Genomic DNA, 16,309 nt, shown 5'->3' with positions numbered 1-16,309 from the left:
TGACATGCGCCGCACAGCAGTGCGGCGCATGATTCATTTCACCGCTGCGAGATCCCGCCCATGATGCGTCAGTATGAGCTTGTCGAGCGCGTTCAGCGCTACAAGCCTGACGTCAACGAGGCGTTGCTCAACAAGGCCTATGTCTATGCCATGCAGAAGCATGGCCACCAGAAGCGCGCTTCCGGCGATCCCTATTTCTCGCATCCGCTCGAAGTCGCAGCCATCCTCACTGAAATGCATATGGACGAAGCGACGATCGCGGTCGCCCTGTTGCACGACACCATCGAGGATACCACGGCGACGCGGGCCGAGATCGACGAGCTGTTCGGGCCCGAAATGGGCAAGCTGGTCGAGGGACTGACCAAGCTCAAGAAGCTCGACCTCGTCTCGAAGAAGGCCGAGCAGGCGGAAAACCTGCGCAAGCTTCTGCTGGCGATTTCGGAAGACGTCCGCGTGCTTCTGGTCAAGCTCGCCGACCGCCTGCACAACATGCGCACCCTCGACCATATGCCGGAGGCCAAGCGCCTGCGCATCGCCGAGGAGACAATGGACATCTACGCGCCGCTGGCCGGGCGCATGGGTATGCAAGGCATGCGCGAGGAGCTGGAGGAGATCGCCTTCCGCTACATCAATCCGGAAGCCTATCGCGCCGTCACCGCCCGGCTCGCCGAAATCTTCGAGCGCAACAAGGATGTGCTGTCCGAGATCGAGAAGGCGCTGTCCACGCTGTTCGAAAAGCATGCGATCAAGGCTGGCGTGAAAAGCCGCCAGAAGAAGCCGTGGTCGGTGTTTCGCAAGATGGAGGCCAAGGCGCTGTCCTTCGAACAGCTGTCCGACATTTTCGGCTTCCGCGTCGTCGTGGAGACGGTCGAGGATTGCTACCGGGCGCTTGGCGCCATCCACACGACGTGGTCAATGGTGCCCGGCCGCTTCAAGGATTACATCTCGACGCCGAAGCAGAACGACTACCGATCGATCCACACCACCATTGTCGGGCCGTCGCGCCAGCGCGTCGAACTGCAGATCCGCACCCACCAGATGAACAAGATCGCCGAATACGGCGTCGCCGCGCATTCGATCTACAAGGATACCGGCGGCAAGACGAACGGTGCCGCCCACGCGATCTCGAAGGAGACCAACGCCTATGCCTGGCTGCGGCGCACCATCGAGCAGCTTGCCGAGGGTGACAATCCCGAAGACTTTCTCGAAAACACCAAGCTGGAACTGTTCCAGGACCAGGTGTTCTGCTTCACCCCGAAAGGCATGCTGATTGCCTTGCCGCGCGGTGCCACGCCCATCGACTTTGCCTATGCGGTGCACACCGATGTCGGCGACACCTGCGTCGGCGCCAAGGTCAATGGCCGCATCATGCCGCTGATGACGGAACTGAAGAACGGCGACGAGGTCGAGATCATCCGCTCCAAGGCGCAGGTGCCGCCGGCGGCGTGGGAATCGGTCGTCGTCACCGGCAAGGCGCGCTCGGCGATCCGCCGCGCCACCAAGAATGCCATCCGTAAGCAGTATTCGGGTCTCGGCATTCGCATCCTGGAACGCGCCTTCGAACGCGCCGGCAAGACCTTCACCAAGGAAAGCCTGAAGCAGGTGCTGCACCGGCTGGCGCGCAAGGACATCGAGGACGTGCTGGCCTCGGTTGGCCGCGGCGAGCTTGCGTCCACCGATGTCATGAAGGCGGTGTTCCCCGACTACAAGGACGAGCGCGTCACCACGGCCGCGCCCAAGCAGCGCGAGGAAGGCTGGTCGAAGATCCGCAACGCCGCGGGCATGCTGTTCCAGATTCCGGGCCGTGCCGCGCGCAAGGACAAGGACCAGCCGCGCGATGGCGCGGTGCCGATCCGCGGCGTACGTGGCGACCTGCCGGTGCGTTTCGCGCCGGAAGGAGCGGTTCCCGGCGACCGCATCGTCGGCATCGTCCAGCCGGGCACCGGCATCACCATCTATCCGATCCAGTCACCGGCGCTGCAGGCCTTCGACGACCAGCCCGAACGCTGGATCGACGTGCGCTGGGACATTGACGAGCGCACCAAGGAACGGTTTCCGGCGCGCGTCTCGGTCACCGCCATCAATGCGCCGGGTTCGCTCGCCGATATCGCCCAGGTCGTTGCCTCGAACGACGCCAACATCCATACGCTGTCGATGGTGCGTACCGCGCCCGACTTCACCGAAATGCTGATCGATCTCGAAGTCTGGGATCTGAAGCACCTCAACCGGCTGCTGTCGCAGCTCAAGGACAATTCGAGCGTCAGCGATGCAAGGCGCGTCAACGGCTAGACCATGATCCCGAAAAGTGGGGACCGGTTTTCGGAAAAGATCATGGTCAATCAAAAAGAGGCAGAAATGAACACCGATGAAGTGCTGGGCATTTTCCGCGAGGCGGGTGCTGTTCTCGAAGGGCATTTCATTTTGACCTCGGGCCTGAGAAGCCCAGTCTTCCTGCAGAAGGCACGCGTGTTCATGCATGCCGACAAGACCGAGCGGCTGTGCAAGGCGTTGGCCGAAAAGATCCGCGCTGGCGTGCCGGGCAAGATCGATTATGTCGTCGGTCCGGCGATAGGCGGGCTGATCCCGGCCTACGAGACGTCGCGCCACCTCGGCGTGCCGGCCATCTGGGTCGAGCGGGAAGGAGGCGAGTTCCGCCTGCGCCGCTTCGAGATCGCCAGAGGCGCGCGTGTCGTCATCGTCGAGGATATCGTCACCACCGGCCTGTCGATCCGCGAGACCATCGAGTGCCTGCGCGAGCTTGGCGCCGAAGTGGTTGCCGCCGCCTGCATCATCGACCGTTCAGCCGGCAAGACCCATGTAGGCGTGCCGCTGATCGCGCTCGCCGAATATGAGGTTCCGGCCTATCCGGCCGACCGTTTGCCGCCGGAACTCGCCGCCATCCCGGCGATCAAGCCCGGCAGCCGCAATATCTGACGGCGAGGCGGAAATGATCGCCGGCATCGATCATTTCGTACTGACGGTGGCTTCACTGGAAGTGACCTGCACTTTCTATCAGCGCGTGCTGGGTTTTGAGCGCATCGATGCGCTGGGCCGGCCGACAGCGCTGGCTTTCGGCACACAGAAGATCAATGTGCATGAGGTCGCCCGTACCTTCGAGCCAAAGGCCAAGTCGCCCACGCCCGGCTCGGGCGACTTCTGCCTGATCACGGATCGGCCACTGAGCGAGGTCTGCGATCGTCTCGCGGCCAATGGCGTGGTCGTGGAACTCGGGCCGGTCGAACGCGTCGGCGCCCGAGGTCCGATGATCTCGGTCTATTTCCGCGACCCGGACGGCAATCTGGTCGAGGTCAGCGAATATTTGCCGTAGGCCGGCGACCGCGTCGATCCCGCGCCTTTCGGCGACGCGACAATGCCGGTTCCTTAAATTCGCCGCGATTGTCCAATGTTCGAAGCGAGGAATGCCGACCCGATAGGGCGGCAATAAGCGCGCCTCACAGGCGGTGTTTGGTTGTTCTTCCGCTAGCGCGTCGTTATATCAAGGTTGCGATTGCCATTGGGTGATCGTCAAGCGCAAGATGTGTTGCCACGCCCGGCTGAAAGTGCCGGCGCGAGAGCTGTGGACGGGTATAGGGTGCTTTTTCGACGCCGCAAGCCTGATGGCCTTTTCGAGCGGGTGCGTACCTATCTGTGGCCGCGCCGCTCGTTTTCGCGTTCGTTTCAGTATTTGTCCAAGCGCATCCTGCGGCTGAAGGCCACGCCGCACGCGGTGGCTGCCGGCGTCGCGGCCGGTGTCTTTGCCTCGTTTTTTCCCGTCGGTTTCCATTTTGTCATTGCCTTCGTCCTGTGCTGGGTGATCGCCGGCAATTTGGTGGCTGCGGCCCTCGGCGCGGTGTTTTTCGGCAACCCGCTGACCTTTCCGCTGCTGTGGGGCGCCTCCTGGGAAACCGGCAAGCTGATCCTGCATGACCGTCTGCCGGCGCATGGCCCGCCGGCGCATCTGGGCGAGATGCTGCACAAGCTTTCCTTCGCGCAATTGTGGAAACCCGTGCTTGAGCCGATGCTGATCGGCGCGGTGCCGCTCGGGCTGGTGTTCGGCCTCCTGTTCTACGCCATCACGCGCTGGGGCATGAACGCTTTCCGCGAGCAGCGTCGCAAGCGCCTTGCCGAGCGCGCAAGCCGGCATGGGCAATCGTCTCATCCCGGCGGAACCATCGGTTCCGCCGTACGATGATCATCGGCATCGGCAGCGACCTGATCGATATCAGACGCATCGAGAAGTCGCTGGAGCGTCACGGCCAGCGCTTCATTCAGAGAATCTATACGGACATCGAGCAGGCCCGCTCCGAGAACCGCCGGTCGCGCGCAGCCTCCTACGCCAAGCGCTTCGCCGCCAAGGAAGCCTGCGCCAAGGCGCTGGGCACCGGTCTGGCGCAAGGTGTGTTCTGGCGCGACATGGGTGTCGTCAACCTGCCCAGCGGCGCGCCGACCATGGCGCTGACGGGAGGGGCACGGGCGCGGCTGGACAAAATCCTGCCAAAGGGCCATCGGGCGGCAATCCACCTCACCATCACCGATGATTTCCCGCTCGCTCAAGCCTTTGTGATCATCGAGGCGTTGCCCGTCGAAGAAGCGCCACATTGATTGCATCTGACGACCGGCACGACGTTGCCCAGTGCGCGCCGAGACTTTATACCATCCAACGCACAATCGAGGACGACATGAGCGTGGCTGAAAAATCTGAGAAGAAATCCGGCGGCCTTGGCGAGACCGTCAGCGTCATCGTCCAGGCGCTTTTGCTCGCCCTGGTCATCCGCACGCTGTTGTTCCAGCCCTTTTCGATCCCGTCGGGATCGATGCGGCCGACGCTTCTGGAAGGCGACTATCTGTTCGTCACCAAATGGTCCTACGGCTATTCCCGCTACTCGCTGCCTTTCGGCCCCGACATCTTTTCGGGTCGCATCTGGGGCTCCGCGCCGAAGCGCGGCGACGTGGTGGTGTTCAAGTTCCCGCCTGATCCGTCTGTCGACTACATCAAGCGCGTGGTCGGCCTGCCGGGCGACAAGATCCAGGTCAAGGACGGCCAGCTGTTCATCAACGGCGTTGGCGTGCCGCGCGTGAAAACCGGCCAGATCGACAATCCCGACATCACCGAGGAATCGCGCCCGATCGATGTCTACCGGGAGACCTTGCCCAATGGCGTCAGTTACGACACGCTCGACCTGAATTCGAACTCGATCGGCGACAACACCCGCGAATTCGACGTGCCGGCCGGCCATTATTTCATGATGGGCGACAACAGGGACAATTCCGCCGACAGCCGTTTCACCGTCGGCTACGTTCCCGAAGAAAATCTGGTTGGCCGCGCCAATCTTGTTTTCTTCTCGATCGCCGGCAAGGCGAGCCCGCTCGAAATCTGGAAATGGCCGTCGCTGATGCGCGCTTCGCGCCTGTTCCACTTCGTCAATTGATGGCTTTGAAGCGCCCGACAGGTGAAACACTGGCCGGTTTGGTGAAGGCCAAGACCGGCCATGTCTTCAAGGATCTCCGGTTGCTTGAGACCGCATTGACGCATTCCAGCGCGGTCAAGGCGGCCAGCAACAATCAGCGTCTCGAATTCCTTGGCGATCGCGTGCTTGGGCTCGTGGTCGCCGATATGCTTTTCGAAAAGTTTCCTGACGCACCGGAAGGTGAAATCGCGCCCCGCTTCAATGCGCTGGTGGATGCTAAAACGTGCTCCGAAATCGGCATCGAAATGCAGCTGGAGGATCTGGTCCGGGCCGACGCTGCCTTGAAGACGCGATCGCGTGGCTCGGGCGGAAACTATCTGGCGGATGCGGTCGAAGCCCTGATCGCGGCGGTTTATGTTGACGGTGGCATCGACGCCGCGCGGCGCTTCGTCCTGCGCTACTGGGAGCCGCGCTCGCGCACGGTTGTGGCAAAGCCGCTCAATCCGAAATCCGATTTGCAGGAATGGATCGCCAAGACCAGCGACGCGCGCCCCGAATATGTGATCGAAAAACGTGAAGGCCCTGATCACCAGCCGGTCTTCACGGTGTCCTTGCAAGTCAACGGCTTTGCGTCTTCTATCGGCACCGGCGGCTCGCGCAGGGCCGCGGAAGAAGCGGCAGCCTCGGCATTTCTTTTGCGCGAAGGCGTCTGGGCCAACGCATCGGCCCAAAAATCGGAGTCGGTTTTTGGAAAGCACGATGCGTAGATTTAAAGTTTTAGGGCGTCCTTTGCGCGTCCAAGTGGACGCGCGGCACTCTAATGAAGGGAGCGCGGCATGACCGCCACCGAAGAGCCGGCTACGGAAGCTGTCGTCACGCACTCCGGCTTTGTCGCCCTGATCGGGGCCCCCAATGCCGGCAAGTCGACACTGGTCAACCAACTGGTCGGTGCCAAGGTGTCGATCGTCACGCACAAGGTGCAGACGACCCGTGCCATCGTGCGCGGCATCGCCACGCATGACAATGCGCAGATCGTCTTCGTCGACACGCCGGGCATCTTCAAGCCCAAGCGGCGGCTCGACACCGCGATGGTGACCACCGCCTGGGGCGGCGCCAAGGATGCCGATATCGTGTTGCTTTTGATCGACGCCGAGCGGGGCATCAGGGGCGATGCCGACGCCATCCTCGAACGGCTGAAGGATGTCCGCCAGCCGATGGTCCTGATCCTCAACAAGGTCGATCGCGTCAAGCACGAGGCGCTGCTGGCTTTGTCGGCGGCAGCAAACGAAAGGGTGCCGTTTAAGCGCACCTTCATGGTCTCCGCGCTGACCGGTTCCGGCTGCAAGGACGTGCTCGATTATCTCGCCGACACCCTGCCGGCCGGCCCCTGGTACTATCCGGAAGACCAGATTTCAGACCTGCCGATGCGCCAGCTGGCAGCCGAGATCACCCGCGAGAAGCTTTATCTCAGGTTGCATCAGGAACTGCCCTATTCCTCCCATATCGAGACCGAGAAATGGGAGGAGAAGAAGGACGGCTCGGTGCGCATCGACCAGACCATCTATGTCGAGCGCGACAGCCAGAAGAAGATCGTGCTCGGCCACAAAGGCGAGACCATCCGCGCCATCGGCCAGGCGGCGCGCATGGAGATAGCAGGCATCCTCGAACAGAAGGTGCACCTGTTTTTGTTCGTCAAGGTGCGCGAGAACTGGGGCGACGACCCCGAGCGCTACCGCGAGATGGGGCTTGAGTTTCCGCGCTAGAGCAATTCCAGGGAAAAGTGTGACGCGGTTTTCCGTCCGGAATTGCGTCGAAACAAGTGAGCAATTCCAGGAAAAGTGTGAAGCGGTTTTCCGTCCGGAATTGCGTCGAAACAAGTGAGCAATTCCAGGAAAAGTGTGAAGCGGTTTTCCGTCCGGAATTGCGTCGAAACAAGTGAGCAATTCCAGGAAAAGTGTGAAGCGGTTTTCCGTCCGGAATTGCGTCGAAACAAGTGAGCAATTCCAGGAAAAGTGTGAAGCGGTTTTCCGTCCGGAATTGCGTCGAAACAAGTGAGCAATTCCAGGAAAAGTGTGAAGCGGTTTTCCGTCCGGAATTGCGTCGAAACAAGTGAGCAATTCCAGGAAAAGTGTGAAGCGGTTTTCCGTCCGGAATTGCGTCGAAACAACTGGGTCCATGGACAGCAAGCCGAACATCGACAAAGCGCTTGTCAGCCGGTTGATCGCCACGCAATTTCCACGTTGGAAGAATCTTGCGGTCAACGCGCTGGGTCAAGGGCTGGCGCATCCGCGCCGCCGTTCCGGCCTCGGGCACCGCGCTGACTGCGAGCCTAGTCGGCGCCAGCGGCGGCGAGCTGTGTCCTTGGCCGGCGGACGAAGCTTTCGGTGCCGTAGTGGGCGACGATGGCGACGGCGATGATCGCCCAGATAGCCACGCCGATCCACTGCTGCTGCACATAGTCGCCACCGGTGAACACCTTGCCGAGGAACCGCACGCTGTTCTGGTGTGTCACGTGCATGATGAAGGCGAGGAGCACACTGCCGGTGTTCTGATAGAGCCAGGTGAACACAATTCCCGCCAGCACGACGTTGATCGTGCCGAAGAGGCTGAGGTCGCCGACCAGGCCGAGCGGAAAGTGCCAGATGGCCCAGATCGTGCCGAGGATCAGGCTGCCGCCCAGTGCTGAATGGCTGGCGAGCAGGCGTGGCGTCGCAAAACCGCGCCAGCCGGGCTCCTCACCGAGCGGGCCGCTGAAGACTGCGTACAGCGCGATGATCGGCAACATTTCGGAGAGGGCCGGAATATTGCTCCAGGCCGGTGCTGCCGCCCCGAACAGCGGATTGATCAGATCGAGACCAACTGCGTTCCGAAGGGCAGGCCGAATGCCACAAGGTACCAAAACGGCTGCACCCGCCATTTCACCATCGAGGCGAGGATGGCCTTGACCGAACTCCAGCCGCCGGACAGGGCCGCGACCATGATGCCGGCGACCATCGGGCCGAAGGTAAACCAGGGAATGCTGTCGCCGTCCGACAGCCAGAACGGGATGAAGGTCAGCCAGGTGAGGCCAAGCGCAAGCGAAAAGAAGGCGGTCAGCTGATGCCTTCGCACCAGGCTCGGGACGGAGATCATGTCAGGTCCTCTCGGGGGGGCAGATTGGTCATGAGAGGTCGCCGGGCTGCCCGATCGGTCGACATGCATCTGGAACGAGCCAGCCGAATTGCTAGGCAGGCCATGTCGACCGCTTCGGCCTACCCGTCCTTATTGGCGCCAGCACGGCCAAAAATCCCGAGCGGTTTCTGAAAGATTTCCGATATTTCCATAGGGCAGGGCCGATGTCGCTCGGCTGTCGCGTCGTTACGGGATTGGCGCGCGGCTAGCTCACATAGGATCGTCTTCAACGGTTGGCCGCTGTCACAATCGGCAACGCCACGGCGCTCCGGTGAGTTTCGATCGCCCCAGCAAAAGCAAAATCGGCCGGGCAGGCATCGCCTGGCAGTTCGGCGCAACGCCAGAACACGATTGGCGGACGGACACCATCTGATGGCTGGCGGATGAAAAAATATCCAGATGGTTTTCACTGAAAATGGGCGGATATTCCACATATCGGGCGCAATTGTAGAAGTATCACGCATCAAAAGATAGTTAGACACGAAACTATCTGTATATATATTGACTGTATGGCGTTGTGCCAATTGTGCCAATTGCGCTAGTTGTAAGTGTTATTTGTGCAACACAGAGTTAATCTGTTTTTTGAATCGTATTTATTTCAGGAATCGTCATTGAAGGCAGAAGATCGATGGGTATGTTCGCCGCTGAAAAGGGCGAGCGGTGCTGGCCTTTTTCGTTGTGGGGGTGAGGCGGGAAAACATTGCCGCCAGCCACAAATCCGAAGCCATTTAAAACTGTGACTGGAGAGGTCAGAAAATGAACATCAAGAGCCTTCTTCTCGGCTCAGCCGCGGCCCTGATCGCGGTCAGCGGCGCGCGCGCGGCTGACGCTGTCGTCGTCGCCGAACCGGAACCAGCCGAATACGTCAAGATCTGCGACGTCTACGGCGCCGGCTACTTCTACATCCCGGGCACCGAGACCTGCCTACGCATCGGCGGCTATGTCCGTTATGACATCGGCGTCGGCGATGCCGGCTCGCTCGATGGTGTCAACCATGTCCCTGACCACCAGAGCGCCGGCGACACGCACTCGACCTACTACAAGAACACCCGCTTCACGCTGAAGACCTGGACCGGTCAGGAGACCGAGCTCGGTACCTTGAAGACCTACACCGAGACCCGCTTCAACTACGGCAACAGCAGCGGCGACTATCTCAATCAAGCCGCCTCCAATGCGGACGACTGGCAAGGCCGTAACAAGTCTCTCTCGCTGCGTTTCGCCTGGATTCAGCTCGGCGGCCTGCGCGTCGGCAAGGACGATACGGCTTTCGATACGTTCATCGGCTATGCCGGCAACGTCATCCAGGATACGCTGGTTCCGTATGGCGGGCAGGAGAGCAACGTCGTTCAGTACTACTTCGACGCAGGCAACGGCTTCACGGGGGTGGTCTCTCTCGAAGAAGGCGCCGGCAAGGTCGGCACCATCGACAGCTATGTTCCGCATGTCGTCGGCGGCGTGAAGTACAAGGGCGACTGGGGTGCGGTCACCGGCGTCGTCGCCTATGACAGCAATTACGAGGAAGTAGTCGGCAAGGTCCGTTTGGACGTCAATGTCAGCAAGGAACTGACGTTGTTCATCATGGGCGGCTACGGCACGGACGACAACCTCAACGACAATGCCGGCAACGCCATCGATGCCAACGGTCGCGGCTTCTACAAGCAGTGGGGCGGCAACTGGGCAGTCTGGGGCGGCGGCACCTACAAGTTCAACGCCAAGACTTCATTCAACGCCCAGGTCTCTTATGACGACTGGAAGAATCTCGGCATCGCCGCGAACGTTGCCTATACCGTTGTGCCCGGCCTTACGGTCACGGCTGAAGTCGATTACCTCAATGCTGGAAAGTTCGGCGACGCCGACTTCAACAACTGGACCAAGGCCAACAAGAAGAGCAGCGTCGGTGGCATTCTCCGCTTCCAGCGCTCGTTCTAACGGATAGACTGACCTTACCAGGCCGCCCGCAGCGATATGCTGCGGGCGGTTTTTTGTACACTGTCCCCGCTGCCGGCCTGTCAGGTGCCAAAACCCATACCTTGATTTCGCCACCCAACCGGTGAAAAGCTCCGAAAATGGAATGGCGCGACGAGGGAATCATTCTCGGCACCCGCAAGCATGGCGAAACCAGCGCCATTCTCGAGGTGATGACACGCGCGCATGGCCGTCATCTCGGCCTCGTGCGTGGCGGCCGTTCGCGCAAGCAGCAGCCTGTCCTGCAACCCGGCAATCGCGTCGACCTGTTGTGGCGGGCGCGGCTCGACGAGCATCTCGGCACGTTCCAGGCAGAGGCGATCGAGATGAACGCCGCCCGGTTGATGGACAGCGCGGTGGCCGTTTACGGGCTGCAGACCATGGCCGCGCATCTGCGCCTGTTGCCCGAGCGTGACGCCCATGAAGGTCTCTACGAAACGCTTGCCGTGATGATCGTGCATCTCGACGATGCCGACGCTGCCGGCGAACTGGTGGCGCGCTTCGAGCTTCTGGTGCTGGACGAACTCGGCTTTGGCCTCGATCTCAGCCAATGCGCCGCAACCGGCACGCGGCAGGACCTGGCCTATGTTTCGCCGAAATCGGGACGTGCGGTGTCGCGCGAAGCAGGCTTGCCATGGCGCGACAAGATGCTGGCGTTGCCGGCCTTCCTGCAGCGCGGCTCCGGCCTGCGCGCGGATCCGGCGGCGGTCGACGACGCCTTCCGGCTCACCGGCTTCTTCTTCACCCGCCACGTCTATGAGCCGCGCGGCATCGAGCCGCCAGACGCCCGCACCGGCTTTCTCGCCGCATTGCGCAAGCACCACGCGCGCGGCAAGGCCACTGCCGGAGAGACTGCGGCATGAGCGAGGTCGAACTTTATCCGGGGCGGGTCTCGCCGCTAGGCCTCGGCACCATTCCACATGCCGACATCCTGGAATACACCGGCCTGGGTCTGCTGCAGCGCATCATCGACGGCAAGTATCCGGCGCCGCCGATCTCCTTTCAGCTGAATTTCGCTTTGACCGAAGTGTCGGAAGGTCGTGCGGTATTCCGTGGCGTTCCCAACGAACGCCACCTCAACCCGCTGGGCAGCGTGCATGGCGGCTGGGCGGCGACGCTGCTCGATTCGGCACTGGGCTGCGCCGTGCAGACGCTGCTCGAAAAGGGTGAGGCCTATACGACTGCGGAGTTCAAGGTGAATTTGACCCGGCCCATCACGCCGAAGACCGGTGAGGTGGTCTGCGAAGGCAAGGTCGTCCACAAGGGTCGCACGCTGGCGGTGTCGGAAGCGACGCTGAAGGATGCCAGCGGCAAGCTGCTGGCTTTCGGCACCGAAACATGCTCGATCTTTCCGGCCGCCAATCTGGCGGCGCGTTGAGTTTTGTGGCCGTTTGGCCGCCGCATTTGAATGTCAATGAGACTGAACGTCAGTGAAAACTGGCCTGGTTTGGGGGAACCGCCATGTTTGAAAGCCTGATCGGCCTTGTCGCCATCATCGCCTTGTTCGTCATCATTTCACGCCAGCAGAGCCGCATAGGGCTTGTCGAGCGCGAGCTCGGCGCGCTGCGCAGCCTTGTCCTTTCAGGCGCCGTGCCGCCTGCGGCCAAACCGTCCGAACAGGCAGCCGCCGACAGCGCGCCGCCCGCCGATATGGCTCCAGCCGTTGCGGCAGCGGTCGATATCGTCTTGCCGGCGGTGGGCGATCCGGTCGCCGCGCAGGCACCGGTGACTGAGGCAGAAGCCCCAACCGGCGAGGCCGTGTCCGGGCCATGGGCGCCAAGTGAGGCGGCGCCGGCGGCAGCAGAACCCGCCGAGCCGGCCGCAGCGGCGAAAGCCGCCCGCCAGTCCGATGTCGAAACCGCGCTCGGCACCCGCTGGGCGGTCTGGGTCGGCGGCATCGCGCTGGCGCTGGGTGGCCTGTTCCTGATCCGCTACACCATCGAGGCCGGCATTTTCGGCCCCGGCGTGCGGCTGACCATGGCCGCGGTTCTCGGCCTGGTGCTGGTTGCCGGCGGCGAGTTCATCCGCCGCACCGGCTTCAAGGTGCCGGTGCAAGGTGTCGCTGGCGCCTATATTCCGGCGATCCTGACGGCGGCCGGCGCTTTCATCCTGTTCGGCACCGTCTATGCCGCGCATGGCATTTACGGCTTCATCGGCCCGGCGCTCGCCTTCACGCTGCTCGGCGCCATCGGCGTGGCGACGATCGCAGCCGCCCTGGTCCATGGCCAGGCGCTGGCCGGCATCGGCCTCATCGGCGCCATGGTGACGCCAATGCTGGTTGCCTCACAGGCGCCCAATCCTTGGGCGCTGTTCGGCTACCTCGCGATCGTGCTTGTGGCCACCGCTGTCATCGCCCGCATGCGCGACTGGAAGTTGCTGATGGCGGCGGCTTTTTTTGGCACCGGTGTCTGGACCATCCTCTACATGACCGATGCGCCGGGTGCGAACCTCTCCACCATCCTGTTCATCGACGCCGTCACGCTGGCGGTGCTTGCGTTTGTCTGGCTCGCTCGCCGTGACGCCGAAACCGGACCAGCCATGGCTTTCGACTGGCCGTCCATCGTGCCTGGCCTGTTCGTCGCATTCTCGGCGCTGGGCCTGTCGGTCGACCCGGTCTTCGCCGCCGCCGGCGATGCCTTGCCAGGCGCCGTGCTGATCGCCGCAATGGTGGCGGTCGCGCTCTATCGCCCGTTGGCGCTGCCGCTCCTCTATGCCGCAGGACTGGTGACGGTAATGATCTATCTCGGCATCATCCCGCCGACTTCGATCGCCTCCGACTTTTCGGGCGGCGCCTTGGGCGTCGACGGCCTGCCTGTGGCCACGTCCAACGCGTTGACATTGCGCATCGGCATCGCGCTTGGCCTGGTCTTCATAGGCGCCGGCTTCTGGGCCGCCCGCAGGTTCGCCGCCGCGACACAGATCCGCGCCGCCTCATGGGCGGCGTGGGGCGTCATCGTGCCGCTGGTCATCCTGCTGGCACTCTGGTTCACCTTCGGCAATCTCGACCGCGACTTTGTCTACGCCGCCGTCGCGGCACTGCTGGTCGTGGTTTTCGCCGCCGGCAGCGAGTGGATCGCACGCAGCGAGGAACCGCCGCTCAAGGGCGGCGTGGCGGTGTCGTTTGCCCTGGGCGGTGCGGCCATCGCCGGTCTCCTGATGCTGCATATGGCTTTCGATTCCGGCTGGACCACCATCCTGCTCGGTGCGGCCGCCATCGTGCCGGCGCTGGCCACGCGCTGGCGCCCCTATCCGGTGCTCGGCTGGATTTCGGTCGGCGCGGTGATCGCCGTGCTCGGCCGCGTCGCTTTCGATCCGACCATCGTCGGTGCTGAATTCCTATCGACGACACCGGTGTTCAACTGGCTGCTGCCGGGCTATGGCGTGCCGGCGCTGGCCTTCGGTTTCACCGCCTGGCAACTTGCCCGCACCACCAACGGCCGGCCGCGCCTCGCCATGGAAGCGGCGGCGGCATTGTTTGCGCTGCTCGCGCTCGCCATGCTGGTGCGCCATGCCATGCATGGCGGCGTCATCGACACGGGTGCGATGACGCTCGCCGAGCAGGCGATCTACACGCTGATCGCCATCGGCGCCGGCGCCATCCTGGTCGCCATCGACATGCGCTCACCAAGCTCGGTGCTGCGCTATGGTTCGATGGCCGCCGGTGTGGCTTCGGTCGCCTTGATCGTTGTCCGGCATTTCGTGGTGCTGAATCCGCTGTTAACCGACGAATCGACCGGCCAGATCCCGGTGTTCAACCTGCTGTTCCTCGCCTATCTCCTGCCGGCGGTCGCCGCAGGCGGGCTGGCGCTCTACGCCAGGGACAAGCGGCCGAAATGGTATGCACAGATGCTGGCGCTCGTGGCGGCTGTGCTTGCCTTCGCCTATGCCACGCTGTCGGTCAGGCGGCTGTTCAAGGGCGAATTCATCGGCCTATGGAGCGGTCTCGGCCAGCTGGAAACCTACACCTATTCGGCGCTCTGGCTGGTCATCGGTGTGGCGCTGCTCACCGCCGGCGTCTGGCTGAAATCTCAGGTGCTGCGCATTGCCTCCGCCGCGCTGATCGCGATCGCCGTGCTGAAAGTCTTCATCTTCGACATGTCGGAGTTGGAAGGTGTGCTGCGGGCGTTGTCCTTCATCGGCCTCGGTGCGGTGCTGATCGGCATCGGCCTGTTCTACCAGCGCCTCCTGACGCACGCGGCAAGGGAGAAAATATCGGTCGGCGAGCAGTGACGACAGGAGTTCAATTTAGCCGGGAATAAAACGGCAGCGCGCGTCGTTATCTCATTGCTTGGGTGACCGGGGCGGCGGACCGCTTCGCGCTGGCCGCTTGCGCCGCGCCGAGAAGGCGCGTTCAATCGGGATCAACAAGGGCGACCTCAGAACCAGCGGTCATGGACGAAAAGAAGGCAGCAATCCTTGGCGAAATACCGCGACTGCGCCGCTACGCACGCTCGCTTTTGCGCGACCGCGATGCTGCCGACGATCTCGTTCAGGATTGCCTCGAGCGGGCGCTTGTTCGGCTCGACAACTGGCAGACAGGAGAAAGCCCCCGGAGGTGGCTGTTTACGATCATGCATCATTTGTTCATCGATCAGATGCGCAAGGTGAACCGTCGCGGCGAGGCGGCGATGCTGCCTCTGGAAGCGGGCGAGGCGGTGGCCCAACCGGCCGAGCAGGTGGAAAGCATCGCTTCGCGCGAGATCATCGACGCATTGCAGGCGATCAGCCCCGACCGCCGCGCGGCTCTGGTCATGGTCGCCATCGAAGGGTTTTCATATGCCGAAGCCGCCAACATTCTGGGCGTCCCCGCAGGCACGCTGATGTCGCGCATTGCGCGTGGGCGTGAGGAATTGCGTGGGTTGCTGGACGACACGGCGCGCCGCCGCGCGATAAGGATCGTCGAGAAATGATCCGCCGCGACTTTTCCGAACGTGACATCCACATGGCGCTCGATGGCGAGCTGCCCGGCGACGAGCGCGCTGCCTACGACGCCTGGCTCGACGCCAATCCCGAGATGAAAGCCAGGAGCGCCCGCTTCACCGCCGACCGGGTAGCATTGCAGGCCGCCTTCGCCGGCGTGCTCGACGAAGCCGTCCCCGTGCGGTTGCGCAAGATCGTGCTCGGCGAGACGCCGGTCAAGGCTGCGGCGTCACGCTCACGCTGGTGGCTTGCCGCCGCGGCGGCCGTGCTTGTGGTCGCTGGTGGGCTTGGCGGCTACTTTGCCGGCATCGACGGCATCGGGCAGGAGGATCCGGCGGAAGATCAACTGGCCGAGCAGGCAATAGCGGCCCATGTCGTCTTCGCTGCCGAAAAGCGGCATGCAGTCGAAGTGCCGGCCAGCGACAAGGATCATTTGCAGACCTGGCTGTCCAACCGGGTAGGGCTGAAGCTGGTGGCGCCGGACCTGACCGCGAACGGTTTTCAACTGGTCGGCGGCCGGTTGCTTCCAGCTGGCGACAGCAAGGCCGCGATGCTGCTCTACGAGGACGACAAGGGCGAGCGCATATCCCTCTTCGTCACGGCGGAATCGGCGGAGAATGCCAAGGGAACCTATGCATCGGCGCAAGACGGTCCCCAGGCCGTCTACTGGATGGACAAGGGCTATGGTTGCGCCGTTGTCGGCTCGCTGCCGCGCGAGCAATTGGCCGTCGTGGCAAAGAGCGCCTATGGCCAGCTTCTGGCCGGCCTGGCCAGTTGAAAGGCGCGCTTTTGATGGCAACGCCAGTCTATGACAATGATCCCATTCGAAGCGTTTTTGCATCGCC

The 16,309-nt window shown here is 62.6% G+C and carries 16 protein-coding genes; 14 read left to right on the top strand and 2 right to left on the bottom strand.

Features of this window, described 5'->3' with window-relative positions; all coding sequences use genetic code 11:
• Positions 1-60: 60 nt before the first annotated feature.
• From AC1RZR_RS27050 to era, 8 genes are all read left to right on the top strand, one after another.
• Complete coding sequence (locus AC1RZR_RS27050) at positions 61-2,289, top strand: RelA/SpoT family protein (RefSeq protein ID WP_379106128.1); 2,229 nt, start codon at positions 61-63, stop codon at positions 2,287-2,289.
• A 66-nt stretch (positions 2,290-2,355) separates the two neighbouring features.
• Positions 2,356-2,934, top strand: a complete 579-nt coding sequence (gene pyrE, locus AC1RZR_RS27045; RefSeq protein WP_379106130.1) for an orotate phosphoribosyltransferase — start codon at positions 2,356-2,358, stop codon at positions 2,932-2,934.
• Positions 2,935-2,947: 13 nt separating this feature from the next.
• Positions 2,948-3,328 carry a VOC family protein gene (locus AC1RZR_RS27040; RefSeq protein ID WP_477276118.1) on the top strand — a complete coding sequence of 127 codons (381 nt, stop codon included), beginning with the start codon at positions 2,948-2,950 and terminating at the stop codon, positions 3,326-3,328.
• A 264-nt stretch (positions 3,329-3,592) separates the two neighbouring features.
• Entirely contained in the window at positions 3,593-4,192 is a 600-nt protein-coding gene (locus tag AC1RZR_RS27035) for a DUF2062 domain-containing protein (RefSeq protein ID WP_481826537.1), read from the top strand.
• A complete protein-coding gene (acpS, locus tag AC1RZR_RS27030) occupies positions 4,189-4,602 on the top strand; it encodes a holo-ACP synthase (RefSeq protein WP_481826536.1) in 414 nt (137 codons plus the stop codon). The genes AC1RZR_RS27035 and acpS overlap by 4 nt, the downstream gene beginning before the upstream one ends.
• Positions 4,603-4,679: 77 nt before the next feature.
• Positions 4,680-5,429 carry a signal peptidase I gene (gene lepB / locus AC1RZR_RS27025; protein WP_379106136.1) on the top strand — a complete coding sequence of 250 codons (750 nt, stop codon included), beginning with the start codon at positions 4,680-4,682 and terminating at the stop codon, positions 5,427-5,429.
• Positions 5,429-6,175, top strand: a complete 747-nt coding sequence (gene rnc, locus AC1RZR_RS27020; RefSeq protein ID WP_481829126.1) for a ribonuclease III — start codon at positions 5,429-5,431, stop codon at positions 6,173-6,175. The genes lepB and rnc overlap by 1 nt, the downstream gene beginning before the upstream one ends.
• Positions 6,176-6,244: 69 nt before the next feature.
• Positions 6,245-7,171 carry a GTPase Era gene (era, locus tag AC1RZR_RS27015; RefSeq protein WP_481826535.1) on the top strand — a complete coding sequence of 309 codons (927 nt, stop codon included), beginning with the start codon at positions 6,245-6,247 and terminating at the stop codon, positions 7,169-7,171.
• Positions 7,172-7,737: 566 nt separating this feature from the next.
• Here era and AC1RZR_RS27010 read toward each other — a convergent pair.
• Both AC1RZR_RS27010 and AC1RZR_RS27005 read right to left on the bottom strand, forming a co-directional pair.
• Positions 7,738-8,193 (bottom strand): CPBP family intramembrane glutamic endopeptidase, encoded by a 456-nt coding sequence (locus AC1RZR_RS27010; protein ID WP_481826534.1) that lies wholly within the window; start codon positions 8,191-8,193, stop codon positions 7,738-7,740.
• A 59-nt stretch (positions 8,194-8,252) separates the two neighbouring features.
• Positions 8,253-8,540, bottom strand: coding sequence for a hypothetical protein (locus AC1RZR_RS27005; RefSeq protein WP_481826533.1), 288 nt, complete (start codon positions 8,538-8,540; stop codon positions 8,253-8,255).
• 795 nt (positions 8,541-9,335) lie between these two features.
• Here AC1RZR_RS27005 and AC1RZR_RS27000 point away from each other — a divergent pair.
• The 6 genes from AC1RZR_RS27000 to AC1RZR_RS26975 all read left to right on the top strand — a co-directional run bounded on the left by AC1RZR_RS27000 (position 9,336) and on the right by AC1RZR_RS26975 (position 16,242).
• The gene (locus AC1RZR_RS27000) at positions 9,336-10,508 is read left to right on the top strand and encodes a porin (RefSeq protein WP_481826532.1); all 1,173 of its coding nucleotides are present in this window, start codon (positions 9,336-9,338) and stop codon (positions 10,506-10,508) included.
• A gap of 137 nt (positions 10,509-10,645) precedes the next feature.
• A complete protein-coding gene (gene recO / locus AC1RZR_RS26995) occupies positions 10,646-11,407 on the top strand; it encodes a DNA repair protein RecO (protein ID WP_477276132.1) in 762 nt (253 codons plus the stop codon).
• Positions 11,404-11,922 carry a PaaI family thioesterase gene (locus tag AC1RZR_RS26990; protein WP_477276134.1) on the top strand — a complete coding sequence of 173 codons (519 nt, stop codon included), beginning with the start codon at positions 11,404-11,406 and terminating at the stop codon, positions 11,920-11,922. The genes recO and AC1RZR_RS26990 overlap by 4 nt, the downstream gene beginning before the upstream one ends.
• 83 nt (positions 11,923-12,005) lie before the next feature.
• Positions 12,006-14,774 carry a DUF2339 domain-containing protein gene (locus AC1RZR_RS26985; RefSeq protein ID WP_481826531.1) on the top strand — a complete coding sequence of 923 codons (2,769 nt, stop codon included), beginning with the start codon at positions 12,006-12,008 and terminating at the stop codon, positions 14,772-14,774.
• Between the two features lie 161 nt (positions 14,775-14,935).
• Positions 14,936-15,454: an RNA polymerase sigma factor gene (locus AC1RZR_RS26980; RefSeq protein ID WP_013532577.1), complete on the top strand. Its 519-nt coding sequence runs from the start codon at positions 14,936-14,938 to the stop codon at positions 15,452-15,454.
• Positions 15,451-16,242, top strand: a complete 792-nt coding sequence (locus tag AC1RZR_RS26975; RefSeq protein WP_477276139.1) for an anti-sigma factor family protein — start codon at positions 15,451-15,453, stop codon at positions 16,240-16,242. Before AC1RZR_RS26980 ends, AC1RZR_RS26975 begins: the two co-directional genes overlap by 4 nt.
• Positions 16,243-16,309 lie beyond the last annotated feature (67 nt).

The sequence above is a fragment of the Mesorhizobium bavaricum genome (genome assembly GCF_056781655.1).
The sequence above is the reverse complement of the archived record's forward strand: the minus strand, read 5'-3'. Positions and strand labels throughout refer to the sequence as shown.

Bases quoted from the DNA above. Each gene is read 5' to 3' on its own strand.
- AC1RZR_RS27050 (WP_379106128.1), top strand. From the start codon at position 61: ATGATGCGTCAGTATGAGCTTGTCGAGCGCGTTCAGCGCTACAAGCCT.
- pyrE (WP_379106130.1), top strand. From the start codon at position 2,356: ATGAACACCGATGAAGTGCTGGGCATTTTCCGCGAGGCGGGTGCTGTT.
- AC1RZR_RS27040 (WP_477276118.1), top strand. From the start codon at position 2,948: ATGATCGCCGGCATCGATCATTTCGTACTGACGGTGGCTTCACTGGAA.
- acpS (WP_481826536.1), top strand. From the start codon at position 4,189: ATGATCATCGGCATCGGCAGCGACCTGATCGATATCAGACGCATCGAG.
- lepB (WP_379106136.1), top strand. From the start codon at position 4,680: ATGAGCGTGGCTGAAAAATCTGAGAAGAAATCCGGCGGCCTTGGCGAG.
- rnc (WP_481829126.1), top strand. From the start codon at position 5,429: ATGGCTTTGAAGCGCCCGACAGGTGAAACACTGGCCGGTTTGGTGAAG.
- era (WP_481826535.1), top strand. From the start codon at position 6,245: ATGACCGCCACCGAAGAGCCGGCTACGGAAGCTGTCGTCACGCACTCC.
- AC1RZR_RS27010 (WP_481826534.1), bottom strand. From the start codon at position 8,193: ATGTTGCCGATCATCGCGCTGTACGCAGTCTTCAGCGGCCCGCTCGGT.
- AC1RZR_RS27005 (WP_481826533.1), bottom strand. From the start codon at position 8,540: ATGATCTCCGTCCCGAGCCTGGTGCGAAGGCATCAGCTGACCGCCTTC.
- AC1RZR_RS27000 (WP_481826532.1), top strand. From the start codon at position 9,336: ATGAACATCAAGAGCCTTCTTCTCGGCTCAGCCGCGGCCCTGATCGCG.
- recO (WP_477276132.1), top strand. From the start codon at position 10,646: ATGGAATGGCGCGACGAGGGAATCATTCTCGGCACCCGCAAGCATGGC.
- AC1RZR_RS26990 (WP_477276134.1), top strand. From the start codon at position 11,404: ATGAGCGAGGTCGAACTTTATCCGGGGCGGGTCTCGCCGCTAGGCCTC.
- AC1RZR_RS26985 (WP_481826531.1), top strand. From the start codon at position 12,006: ATGTTTGAAAGCCTGATCGGCCTTGTCGCCATCATCGCCTTGTTCGTC.
- AC1RZR_RS26980 (WP_013532577.1), top strand. From the start codon at position 14,936: ATGGACGAAAAGAAGGCAGCAATCCTTGGCGAAATACCGCGACTGCGC.
- AC1RZR_RS26975 (WP_477276139.1), top strand. From the start codon at position 15,451: ATGATCCGCCGCGACTTTTCCGAACGTGACATCCACATGGCGCTCGAT.